This window comes from uncultured Gemella sp., from assembly GCF_963525165.1.
GTDB lineage: Bacteria > Bacillota > Bacilli > Staphylococcales > Gemellaceae > Gemella.
Window position 1 is genome coordinate 12997 of the sequence record NZ_CAURJN010000017.1, and the last position, 12886, is coordinate 25882.

The following is a 12886-nucleotide window of genomic DNA, read 5'->3' on the forward strand; positions in this document are numbered from 1 at the left end:
CAAAATAGAGAAGTAATTCTAAAATCATAATTTTAGGGTTGCTTCTTTTTTACTGCAAACCTCATATTCACATGATATAATAGTAAGGTATGCAAAATAAAATGATAAGGTGACAGAATGAATAAATTAAAACAATTATTAAATAAAAAAAAATATTTAATTATGGGGATATTGAACTTTACTCCGGATTCTTTTTCGGATGGTGGAGATTTTTATGATGTGGAAGCTGCGATAGAAGGTGTTCGTAAGATGGTATCTGAAGGTGCGGATATTATTGATATCGGTGCTGAATCGACTCGTCCAGGTTCGACTGTAGTTAGCGAGGAAGACGAACTTGCTAGATTACAAAGCGTATTTCCAACATTAAGAAAGACATTCCCTGATGTGTGCTTTAGCGTTGATACGTATAAGCCTAATGTAGCTGAATACATGATTGAAGCAGGAGTAGATGTACTAAATGATGTGAATGGTGCTAAAGGAAGTACTATGGCTGATGTCGCTGCTAAACATGATATTCCGATCTTTATTATGCACAATGGTGGTGTAGAAGAAGGACATGAGATTGAACAAGTTGTGCGTGAACTAGGTGAGAGTGTGGACATTTGCTTAAAAGCAGGTGTGAAAAAAGAAAATATAATTGTCGATCCTGGAATGGGATTCGGTAAAACTGCAGAGGCTAACTTGGAAATCACGCGAAAATTAGAGTTACTTAATTCGCTAGGTTGTGAAATATTATATGCAGTAAGTAGAAAGAGAACGACAGATTATGTACTTGGTGGTAATAGTAATCCGAAAGATAGAGACATAGTAAGTGCGACTTTATCATTAGAAGCGGTGAAACGAGGAGCTAGAATGGTACGTGTTCATAATGTAAAAGTTATGAAAGAAGCCCTAATAACTTATGAAATAATTAATGGCTAATCTAACAGAAGGAGGTTAAAATGAAGAATACATTTGTTTATAATAATCATTTAGAAGCGAAGAAAGTTCTTAGTACGCTTGAGAGTGAATTAGAAATGTGCGATGAATTTATTTTCAGCGTGGCATTTATTTCAGAAAGTGGTTTGACTAGTTTACTTCAGACTTTGAAGAATTTAGAAGAAAAGAATATACGAGGAAAGATTTTAACGACGAATTATTTATATTTTAATACTCCTAAAGTGTTAGAGAAATTGTCTAATTTTAAAAATATATCTCTAAAGGTTTATGATTGTGTAGAAAATAAACACGGCTTCCACACTAAAGGTTATTTATTTAGATATGGTGATTCATGGAAAGTTCTGATGGGAAGTTCGAACTTAACGAGTGCGGCACTGACAATAAATAAAGAATGGAATACCTTTATTGAAGGAGATAGGATTCTAGCTGATAATGTCTTAGATGAGTTTAATAGTTTATGGGATAAATCTAAGTCTTACTCTGAAATAAAAGATAAGTATATTGAAGAATTCGCTAGTAATCAGATTGAGACTGTTACTAAGAAAATTATTTCCGAGGAAATAAAACCGAATAAGATGCAAAGGAGTTTTATAGAAAATTTCGAAAAACTTCGTAATCAAGATAACAGGGGTCTTCTTATTTCTGCGACAGGAACTGGTAAGACATTTGCGGCTGCTTTTGCCATGAAGAGTATAGGTGCCAAGAGATTGTTGTTTATAGTCCATAGAGAACAAATTGCTCGTCAGGCGTTGGAGACGTTCAAGACTATTTTTGGAACTAGTCGCAGCTATGGTTTACTTACAGGTAAAGAGAAAAATATAGAAGCGGATTTCATTTTTTCTACAGTTCAAACTATGTCTAAGGAAGATGTATTTAAGAATTTTAACGAGACTCATTTTGATGAAATTATAGTAGATGAGGTACATAGGGCAGGGGCTGACAGTTATCTTAGATTGATGGATTATTTCAAACCGACATTTTATCTAGGGATGACGGCAAGTCCTGATAGAACCGATAGTTTTAATATTTATGAATTATTTAACAATAATATCGTTTATGAAGTTCGCTTAAAAGAAGCGATGGAAAATTCATTATTATGTCCATTTCATTATTTTGGGATTAGTGATCTAGAAGTTGATGGTAAGGTTATTGACGAACTGAGCGAGTTTTCAAATCTAGTGTCTAATGAACGTGTTGAGCATATTATAAGTAAAATCAATTATTATGGCTATTCAGGAGATAGGGTAAAGGGTCTAGTTTTCTGTTCATCGAAACAAGAAGCTAAGGTACTGAGTGAAGAATTTAACATACGTGGTTATAATACTACTAGCTTAACAGGTGAAGATAGTCAGGAGTGCCGTGAACAGGAGATTGCTAAGTTAGTTGCGAATGATGGCGATATGCTAGATTATATATTTACTGTAGATATTTTCAATGAAGGTGTAGATATACCAGAGGTTAATCAGGTAATTATGTTAAGACCTACACAAAGTTCTATTATCTTTATTCAGCAGTTGGGTCGAGGTTTGCGAAAATCTGCGGATAAGGAGTTTGTCGTAATAATAGATTTTATCGCCAATTACAAGAATAACTTTTTAATACCAGTGGCTCTATCTGGAGACAATAGTTATGATAAAGATACTGTAAGGAAATTTTTATCTCAAGGGACTAGGTATATTCCAGGGATGTCGACTATTCATTTTGATGAAATCTCTAAACAGAGAATTTATAGTGCGATAGATAATGTGAAGTTAAATACGTGGCTATTTGTTACTGATGAGTATAATAAACTGAAAAATAAACTTGGTAAGATACCTACTTATTCAGATTTTGAAAACTATGATGCTATTGATGTTAGAAAAATTTTCGAAGTAGCTGGAAGTTATTATTCATTCTTATCTAAGAAGGAAAAACAGTTTAAATATAGTGGGAAACTGACGAAGACAGCAGAGAATATGCTAAATTTCGTCTCTACTAATCTAATCTTGAGTAAAAAGATAGAAGAACTTATAATTTTACGTTTGTTATTAGATGATAAGAAGCGTAATATTCTTACAGCTTTTGAAGAAATTATGTTGAAAGACTACAATAAGTTTATTGCAGATTATGAGTTGGATGTTAGTAGAAAGATACTTACTAATAATTTCGTAACTAGTAGTGTCACTAAGAAGAAGTTTCATGATTGTATATTTTTAGATGAGAATGCATCAGAGATAAAAGTATCTAAAGAATTTGAAGAACAGCTACAATCAGAGATTTTTAGGGAATTATTACAAGATTTGGTAGACTATGGAATCTACAGATACAATAAATATTATAGAGATAATTTATATAAAGATACTAATTTTGTATTGTATGAGAAATATAGTTTTGAAGATATTTGTAAATTATTCTCATGGGGAATTAACTATGTGCCACTCGCTATAGGTGGTTATAAATACGATGAAAGAACGAAGACTTTACCAGTGTTTATTAACTACGATATTGATGAAAATTCATTTAACCGAGATTATACACATGGATTTTTACCAGATAATGGTTTTACTTCGATGTCGAAGCCGAGAAGGAATTTAGAATCGAAAGAGTGCGACTATTTCTATAATAATGAAACAAAAATCTATCTATTTATGAGGAAAAATAAAGATGATAAAGATGGGGCACGAATATTTTATTTCCTTGGTGAGATGAAGACAATAGGAGAGCCTAAATTAGTAGCTAGAGAAAGAAGCGGAGATACTGTAATTCAGTTCTTTTACAAAATACAGACACCAATTCGTGAAGATATGTACGAATATTTCACGAGGGATAGGATATAAGAAATATATATAAATAGAGAGTAACTAAAAAGGTTGGGGTTAACTTGACAAAATCTTGATTCTCTGAAATCACGATTTTGTCGAATCATTTCCGAATGCCGAATAGTTGCTCTTTTTATTAATTGTAAGGAATTTAAAATTTGACGATAAATATTTTAAATTTTCAAAAAAAATTATACAATATATTGAAAATTTAACCGTATCAATGTAAAATATAAAATAATACAGGAGGTGATATTCTATGAATATTTTCTTGAAAAATAAACTCTATAGGTTATTCACTATTTCATCAGCATTTGGGAATGCTGGTAGAAAGTTATTTGATATTGCGTTTATTATTTATGCGACAAGTTTACCGAATCCAGAATTAGCTGTGAGTATAGTGTCGATAGCTACGACATTACCTTATATTATCTCGTTTGTCCTAGGATATTTCGCAGATCAGACGAAAGATAAGTATGAAAGAATATTATCGACAAGATTTTATCAGTTTTTATTATTTTCGTTATTCGCCTTAGTGTGTATTTATGGGGTGCAATGGTGGATTTTTATTGTATTAGTATTTGTAAATGTGGTTGCTGATATTCTAGGTGGATATAATAGCTATTTATCAATGTCAATAAATACTAGATTGGTGCGTAAAGAACAGTTAAGTGAAGCATTAGCATTTATTAGTTCTATAGACAATACAATCTCGCTTGGTGGGAAGGCTGTTGGAGTATTCATTTTAGGGCTTTTAAGTTACAATTACTCATACTTTGGTATGTTAAATGCAGCACTATTCTTGATAGCATTTTTAATACTGGCAAAATATAAAAATGCGATGAAAGCAGAGATTGGCAGTTTTAAAATTAATAATAAAGAGAAGGTAAGTACTAAAAGATTTTTAAAGGACACTATTGAAAACTTTAAAATACTTCGTGAAATAAAGAAAATATATAATTTTGTTATACTATTTTTAGGGATGAATTTTTACTCATCTGCGATGTTCGCTTTACTTCTAGTAATTCTAGTAAAAAACGAGAGCTTATTATTTGGGAATGTAGCGTATACTATTACTTTATTAGAAATTGTAGAAGTACTTAGTACAATTGGCGGTGGAGTCTATCAAATTAGTTTTTATAAGAATATGAGTTTGAGAAATAATGCTATATTAGAAATAATTTTATTTATTATGTATGTAGGAAATCTATTGATACTTCAAAATAAATTTATACTTATTATTTTAACTGTAATAATAGGTTATTTTGAAGGAATATCAAATCCAAAACTAGATGCATTGATTTTACAATCAGTACCTGAGGAAAAACAAACGTCAATATATAGTATTTTTAGTACTGTTATTACTATCTCAGTACCAATAGGAACAACAGTTATATTATTTTTCGCTAATGCTATTAGTGCATCATTTGCATTATATAGTTTATTACTTTTATTAATTATAGTTTTGATGTATTCATTTAAAGTAAAAGAGTAATTTCCAAATATCCCCTTAGAGTTCTCTAATGGGATATTTATTTTTCTTGTTTAGTAGAGGAGGATTGAATAGTTAATAGAAGATTTTTTAGTGATTAAATAATGAAGAAGATTCGAAAAAATTATTCAAAAAAAATTCCAAAAAATATAGTTATTAGTTGCTTTTTATTTCTATACTTGATATAATAGTCGCTAGAGTAATTTTATTACTCCTTACTCTCTAATAGATTAGAGAGTCGCAAAGACCAAAAGGAGGTAACACACACATGAGAAAATATGAAGTAATGTTTGCTGTTCAACCACGTATCGATGAAGAAGCTAAAAAAGCTGTGGTTGATAGATTCGTAAATATTCTTTCAGAAGGTGCAGAAGCAGTAGAAGTTAAAGATTTAGGTAAAAAACGCCTTGCTTATGAAATCGAAGACTTCAGTGATGCTTACTACTATGTAGTAGAATTAACTTCAGCAACAGATGCGTCTACAAAAGAATTCGATCGTTTAGCAAAAATTAGCGATGACATCATCCGTCACATGGTAGTAAGATTAGAAAAATAAGGGGTGAAATACTATGGTAAATCGTGTAGTATTAGTGGGTAGATTAACTAAAGATCCAGAATTAAGATATTCTAGTTCGAATATTCCAATGCTTTATTTTGCAGTAGCTGTAAACAGAACATTCACTGACCAAAATGGTCAAAGACAAGCAGATTTTATTAACTGTGTAGCTTTTAGAAAGCAAGCAGAAAATATGGCACGTTTTTTAGGACGTGGTAGTCTGATTTCTGTTGAAGGTAGAATACAGACGAGAAATTATCAAGGTAAAGATGGAAACACAGTGTATGTTACTGAAGTAGTAGCAGATAGTGTTCAATTTCTTGAATCTAAAAACAGCTCACATAGTAGACAAAACAATGGTTTTGACTCAATGAGTTTTAATCAACCTCAATCACAACCAGCGTATAATAACAATAATCAAAATTATTATAACAACAATACTAATCAAAACTTTGGACAAGCTAATTCAGCTATGCAAGATTTTATTAATGATAGTTCATCATTCTCTGATTTTGGGGAAAACTTCCCAAGTAATCTAGATGATGACTTCATGCAGGATGTAGTAAATCCGTTTAAAGAAGACTAAAATTACATAGGAGGACATGCACAATGGCAGTAACTAACAATCGTCGTAACAACATGCGTCGTCGTAAAAAAGTATGTTATTTCACTAAAAATAACGTAGAATTTATCGACTACAAAGATGTAGAATTACTTAAAAAATTCATTTCTGAACGTGGAAAAATCTTACCACGTCGTGTAACAGGTACTTCAGCTAAGTACCAAAGAATGTTAACTACAGCAATTAAAAGAGCTAGACACATGGCACTTTTACCATACGTAGTAGACGAAAAATAAGAATAAGAGTGAAAAAGATGAGCTTAGGCTTGTCTTTTTTTTATGCTTTGATATAATAATAGGTGAAATATAGTAAAAAATATCGATTATAGTAGGGGGAAAGAAGTGATGGAATTAAAAAAATTAGACGAAACTAAAGTGTTAAAAGATCCAGTTCATAGTTATATTCATATTCACTATGAAGTAATTTGGAATTGTCTTGATAGTAAGGAGTTTCAAAGATTACGCCGTATAAGACAATTAGGGGGAGATTTTCAAGTATATCCAACAGCTGAACATTCTAGATTTTCTCATTCTCTAGGAGTTTATGAGATTGTTAGAAGAATGGTTACTGAAGTTAAGTCGCTTTGCGTTGAATTAACTGAATATGAGAAAGTTTGTGTGATGCTTGCGGGACTTCTGCATGATGTGGGGCATGGTCCGTTTTCTCATGCATTTGAGAATATTACTAATCATAGTCACGAAGAATATACAGCAAAAATAATATTAGGGAATACAGAACTTAATGCTATTTTAAGAGATGTTTCAGAAAAGTTACCACGAGATATAGTCTCTATTATTCAACATACTCATGAAAATGATATACTTAATCAGATTGTTTCAGGTCAACTAGATGCCGATAGAATGGATTATTTATTACGTGATTCTTATTTTACAGCGACGAGTTATGGACAGTTTGATCTTGAAAGAATATTACGTACAATGCGTGTAAGAAAAACAGCTGAGGGAAGAAAGGTAATTGTCGTTAAATACACTGGTATTCATAGTGTAGAAGACTATATTATGGCAAGATATCAAATGTACTGGCAAGTTTATTATCATCCTGTAGCCAGAAGTTATGAGGCGGTATTCATTCAACTATTTAATAGATTGAAGGATATTTTCAAAGGAAATAAAGACTATTTTGAAGATATGAAGGTGTTGGTGCCATTTTTAGAAAAATCTGAAGTGAGTGTAGATGAATATTTTAAATTAGATGAAAATTCACTATTATATTGTTGTGCTCTTATTCAAGATAAAGAGGATAAAATTGCTGCTGATTTAGCAAGAAGATTGCAAAACAGAAACTTATTTGAGTATGTAGATTATAATGAAGAAAATCTGGCTCAAATAAAAAATATGCTTACGGAAAATAACTTGGATGAGCGTTATTATTTAAGGATTGAGAATGTAGAAGCAAGTGTTTATAGTCCATATAAAGGTAGAAAGATATTAATTGAAAAACTAAATGGTGATATAGTAGCCTTAGAAAAAGCTAGTACTATAGTGGAATCTATAACTAAAGGGCAGACTAAGAAAGAGGGGACTATATTTTTCCCGAGATAACCTAAAGATCAAGGTAATTGATGCAGTAAATCTTATCACACTCAATTACTTTGATTTCTTATTATATAGATGAAAGTTTAAGGTGCTCCTTGTTAGAATTATCAGAAAGGTAAATTCTTAAAGTAAGTTCCAGTAAAAAATCAAAGTGGAAGTTAAGCTAGGAAAAAAGGAAATAACAAAAAAATATTCCCAAGGTAACTTCCGGTATAAAACGAGGGAGCTTTTCTTTGGAAATTTATAGCAATTGTCAGAAAATAAAATATTTTTAACTTACTATTGATTTTAGTTTTCGGAAATGTTATAATCATAATTACACAATAAAAAATATAAATTTTAACAACAAAGGAGAGATGTAAAATGTTTGAATTAGCAAATGTAGCGAGACCAGGGGTAAGTGAATATATTTCAGGAAGTGGGGCATTGTCTGCACTTGATAATAGATTAGAAGGGTTTAAGACTCCTTTGATTGTTACTGGGGAAAAATCTTACGCAGCATTTACAAAATTTTATAAAGGGAATAGAGAGTTTAGAGTAGCGAAATATGATGGTTCTGCATCTTTTGAAGACATGCAACGCATTGCTGATGAATATGGAGAAGGTGTTGACGTAGTTCTTGGAGTAGGAGGAGGACGTGTTATCGACACTGCCAAAGGTGTAGCGCAAAACTTAAATGTTGAGTACATGACAGTACCGACAGTAATCGCAACTTGTGCACCTTATGCACCTGTAGCAGCCGTTTATCACCCAGACCATACATTTAGAGAGGTAGCGTATTTTAAACGTACAGCATATGCTTGTGTCGCAGACTTAGACTTATTATTAGAATCACCAAAAGAATACTTTGTAGCTGGTATCGGTGATACTTTAGCGAAATGGTATGAAGCAGTAGTATTAGTAGAGAGAAATAACAAGTTTAATGATCCTTTTGTAAGAATGGGATTAGAAGCAGCTAAAATTACTCGTGATGTTCTTCTTCGTGATGCTAATGGTGCATTAGAAGCTATGGAAAAAGGTGAAGTAACTGAAAGCTTCAAAAATGCTGTAGATACAGTATTTGCTATCTCAGGGTGTGTTGGATGTTTCGGTGTTCACTATGGACGTATGGCAGGAGCTCACGCAGTGCACAATGGTATGAGTTTAGTTAAAGAAACACATTCTGTATTACATGGAACAAAAGTATCTTATGGTATCTTGGTTCAATTACTTGCTGAAGGTAAGAGAGAAGAAGTGGAGAAACTTGTTCCATTCTATAAAGCTAATGATCTAGCTTATAATTTAGCTTGTGTTAATGTAACAGAAGATGTTGAAGAGAAAATGCAAAAAATTGCTGAGTTTGCAGCTAGTAAAAAAGAAACATTTAAACTTGCAGTTGATGTTTGTACACCAGAAGTTGTAGTAGCTGCAATGAAAGAATTAGAAGAATTAACAAAATAATTAAATGATAAAAGACCTCGGATGCTTTAATCTGAGGTCTTAATTTTTTCGTTTTATAAGTTGTTTTTTAATACTGGAACTAGCATACCATTGCTAATATTTTGGGCAGTATCATCTTGAAGTAGGTAATTAACGATTTCATAACCGAATAGAATAGCTACTGCTGGTCCTTGAGCAGTGATTACATTTTTATCAACGATTACCGCTTTTTCGTTATTGTATATTTTGCAGTTTATTTCTTTGTCGAATCCTGGATAAGAAGTCACTTCTTTATCTTCTAGAATCCCCGCTTTGTTTAGTACGATAGGAGCCGCGCAGATGGCAGCAACTAATTTACCAGCGTTATACATTTCTTGATAAAATTTAATTATTTTCTCATTATCACGAAGTAAGGTACTTCCAGGCATTCCACCTGGGATTACTATTGCATCATAATTAAGAATATTATTGATATCATTAATTTTTTTATCTACTATTATTTTCACATTATGTGAGCTAGTTATATAATCTTCGTTGTTTGCAGAGATTAGATCAACGTGAATATTTGCACGACGAAGTATGTCTAAAGGTGCAATTAGTTCTAATTCTTCACTTCCATTTTCAACGAATAAAGCAACTTTTTTAGTCATAAAAAATCCTCCTAATGGGTATTGTATATAGTTATAGAAACTAATTGGATACAATAAAATTAGTTTATTCTTTAAATATTTTTCTAGAATACTCTATAGTGGTGAGATCAAAATTGCATAGCAATTTTGTAAGGAGTAAATGAGATTATAGGCTCTTTTACTAGGGAGTGACTCAAAAATCGTGATTTCGTAGAAATCGATTTTGTCGAGTCACCTCCGCACAGTTTATTAGATATCTAAAAAGCTTTTATAAAGTGAATTTAGATATCAATAAACCACTGCGTCTATGAGTTTTCATGTAAACTATTTATAAAATCTAGTACTTTTTGGTCAGCTCCGTCCTTCACCACTATAAGAGTATAAAAAAATACAAGAGAAATTCTATACCTATTTTATTTCTTTATTTTAATTTTATTGTATTTGCAAAGAAAAATCAACCACCTACGGAAGATGGTTGATTGTGTTTAAACTCAATATTAATTATTTAGAAATTTCTAATACTCCGTATCCAGTGTCACGGCGTTTATATACTACAGAAATTTCATTTGTAGTGTTATCTAAGAATGCGAAGAAATCGTGTCCTAGAAGTTCCATTTGGAATACAGCTTCTTCTCTTGTCATAGCTTCAACTTTAAGTTGTTTTACTTTACCAAGGTCTAATGCAGTTTCTTCTGTTTCTTCTAACTCGCTAGTAAGGATGTTTTCTTCAGCGAATCCTTTTTCACGACCTTTTCTATTGATTTTAGTTTTGTGTTTTCTCATTTGACGTTCAAGTTTGTCAACAACTAAGTCAACAGCAGCGTATAAATCATCGTTAGTTTCTTCAGCTCGAAGTGTTACTCCTTTAAGAGGTACAGTTATCTCGATTTTTTTCTTATTATTTTTATATACTTTAGCATTAGCGTAAACGTTTGCTTCTAAACTGTCAGCAAAGTATTTTTCTAATTTAGAAACTTTATTTTCAATATACTCTCTAATTGCTTGAGTAATTTCTAAATTTTCTCCTCGTACTTGATATCTTAACATTTTAAAGCACTCCTTTCATAAAGTAGTCTAGCTACTTTATAGGGGGTTCCCCCTACTTTTATAGTTTTATTATACCACTTTTTGATAACGTTAGCAATATAGTTTGCATAAAAATGTTACTTTTATAAAATATACATTTATTTTGCTTTATAAATATATTTTTGTTAAAATAAAATTAGATATGGCTATCGTATAGTTAATAAGAATATTGAATCTTAAAATGTTAACTAAATGAGGAAAATTTCGGAAGAATTTACTGGGAATTTGTAGATAAGGTGGAGAGGAAAATGTTTTTTAGGGAGTATTGTGAATTTATAGAAGCACTTTACATTGTGTATTACTCAAAAATGAGTAATAATGATAAAAATATAAATTATAGAAAAATTAAAAAGAGCTATGATAATTTTGGAGAAATCAATTCGGATTTTGATGAAATATATAACGAAATAACGACAGGGGCAGTCTATACTCTAAAAGAGAGTGATTTAACTTTTTTAAGGAGGTATAATGGACTGCTTTTATCTATATCCAAATTACTAAAAATGAATATTAAACTTCATTATTTAGATAATTGTCAATATATAAGTAAATTGTACTCAGTGAATGAAGATAAAGGTAAATTTCACTGTTTGCAATGTGATAATAAAGATCAGCAACAATTTTTCACATTTAATAATAAAAATCAGAAAGTTACATACTGTAGAAGATGTATAAATTTTGGTAGAAGTGATGATTGTTTTATAAAGTTTCATATAAATATACCGATATTAGATTTAAAAGTACCAGAAGAACCAAGTGTAGAGTTAAGTGATGTTCAGGAAGAAGCAAGTAAGAGTTTAGTGGAGAACATAGAAAGCAAGAAGAGTACTTTAATCTGGGCAGTATGCGGGGCAGGTAAGACGGAAATAGTTTATGAAGCAATATATCGGGCAATTGTAGATAAGAAAAATATTTGTTTAGCAATCCCTAGACGTGATGTTGTAAAAGAATTATCTGAAAGATTTTTTCGTGATTTTAGTGGTTATCCAATAAGTGTATTACATGGTGAAGAGAAAATCTTGGAAGAATCGAATTTTTATATTATGACGACGCATCAACTTGTTAAGTATTACAACTACTTTGATGTCGTTATTATTGATGAGGTAGATGCCTTTCCATACTCAGGTGATGAGTGTTTAGAAAATGGTGTTAATACAAGTTTAAAAGATGATGGTGTACTTGTATTCTTATCAGCCACGCCATCTGAAATAGTTAAATCTAGCGTTGATGAAGTTATAAAAATACCTATAAGATATCACAGATACTTGTTATCTGTTCCGAAAATAAAAATTGAAAAGCTCGAAGTGTTTGATTTTTCTAGAAAATCACGATTTCTAGAGAAATTCATTAAAGAAAAATTAAAAAAGGATAGACGAATATTGATATTTGTTCCTGAAATAGGTATGTGTGAGACAGCGGTATTGTATTTTAAAAAATATATTTCCGAGGAAATAATGATAGATTTCGTCTATAGTGGAGATGAAAATAGAAGTGAGAAAATCAAAAAGTTTTATAACAGAGAACTAGACATTCTCATTACGACAACGATATTAGAACGTGGTGTGACTTTTGATTATTTAGATGTAGTGGTTTTTGATGCAAAGCATATAAATTTTACAAAGTCGGCACTAATTCAAATTTCAGGCAGGGTAGGTAGAAAGGACTATGATAATTCAGGTGATGTTGTATTTTTAGCGGATATTATAAGTAGAGATATGAAAGCTGCTATTAAAGAGATTGAGTATATGAATAATCTTGCGAAATATAGAAAGTTGAACAGGAGGTAAGA

Annotated in this window: 11 protein-coding genes; 9 read left to right on the plus strand and 2 right to left on the minus strand. The window is 31.2% G+C overall.

Going from position 1 to position 12886, the window contains the following annotated elements; genetic code table 11:
• The first annotated feature begins 117 nt into the window (after window positions 1-117).
• The 8 genes from folP to RWQ74_RS04790 all read left to right on the plus strand — a co-directional run bounded on the left by folP (window position 118) and on the right by RWQ74_RS04790 (window position 9403).
• Window positions 118-921: a dihydropteroate synthase gene (gene folP / locus RWQ74_RS04755; protein ID WP_314397145.1), complete on the plus strand. Its 804-nt coding sequence runs from the start codon at window positions 118-120 to the stop codon at window positions 919-921.
• 20 nt (window positions 922-941) lie between these two features.
• A complete protein-coding gene (locus tag RWQ74_RS04760) occupies window positions 942-3755 on the plus strand; it encodes a DEAD/DEAH box helicase (protein ID WP_314397146.1) in 2814 nt (937 codons plus the stop codon).
• Window positions 3756-3996: 241 nt separating this feature from the next.
• Window positions 3997-5232 carry an MFS transporter gene (locus tag RWQ74_RS04765; protein ID WP_314397147.1) on the plus strand — a complete coding sequence of 412 codons (1236 nt, stop codon included), beginning with the start codon at window positions 3997-3999 and terminating at the stop codon, window positions 5230-5232.
• Between the two features lie 265 nt (window positions 5233-5497).
• On the plus strand, window positions 5498-5785 hold the full coding sequence (gene rpsF / locus RWQ74_RS04770; protein WP_003144346.1) for a 30S ribosomal protein S6: 288 nt from the start codon (window positions 5498-5500) through the stop codon (window positions 5783-5785).
• Between the two features lie 13 nt (window positions 5786-5798).
• Window positions 5799-6371 carry a single-stranded DNA-binding protein gene (locus RWQ74_RS04775; protein WP_314397148.1) on the plus strand — a complete coding sequence of 191 codons (573 nt, stop codon included), beginning with the start codon at window positions 5799-5801 and terminating at the stop codon, window positions 6369-6371.
• A 23-nt stretch (window positions 6372-6394) separates the two neighbouring features.
• A complete protein-coding gene (gene rpsR / locus RWQ74_RS04780; RefSeq protein WP_003144201.1) occupies window positions 6395-6643 on the plus strand; it encodes a 30S ribosomal protein S18 in 249 nt (82 codons plus the stop codon).
• Window positions 6644-6751: 108 nt separating this feature from the next.
• Window positions 6752-7969 carry an HD domain-containing protein gene (locus RWQ74_RS04785; RefSeq protein ID WP_314397149.1) on the plus strand — a complete coding sequence of 406 codons (1218 nt, stop codon included), beginning with the start codon at window positions 6752-6754 and terminating at the stop codon, window positions 7967-7969.
• A 357-nt stretch (window positions 7970-8326) separates the two neighbouring features.
• The gene (locus RWQ74_RS04790; RefSeq protein ID WP_314397150.1) at window positions 8327-9403 is read left to right on the plus strand and encodes an iron-containing alcohol dehydrogenase family protein; all 1077 of its coding nucleotides are present in this window, start codon (window positions 8327-8329) and stop codon (window positions 9401-9403) included.
• Window positions 9404-9456: 53 nt separating this feature from the next.
• On the opposite strand, the gene RWQ74_RS04795 is transcribed toward RWQ74_RS04790, so the two are convergent.
• Both RWQ74_RS04795 and hpf read right to left on the minus strand, forming a co-directional pair.
• Entirely contained in the window at window positions 9457-10032 is a 576-nt protein-coding gene (locus tag RWQ74_RS04795) for a DJ-1 family glyoxalase III (protein WP_314397151.1), read from the minus strand.
• Between the two features lie 480 nt (window positions 10033-10512).
• Entirely contained in the window at window positions 10513-11058 is a 546-nt protein-coding gene (gene hpf / locus RWQ74_RS04800) for a ribosome hibernation-promoting factor, HPF/YfiA family (protein WP_314161240.1), read from the minus strand.
• A 347-nt stretch (window positions 11059-11405) separates the two neighbouring features.
• Here hpf and RWQ74_RS04805 point away from each other — a divergent pair, with 347 nt between their 5' ends.
• Entirely contained in the window at window positions 11406-12884 is a 1479-nt protein-coding gene (locus tag RWQ74_RS04805) for a DEAD/DEAH box helicase family protein (RefSeq protein WP_314397152.1), read from the plus strand.
• The last annotated feature ends 2 nt before the right edge of the window (window positions 12885-12886 follow it).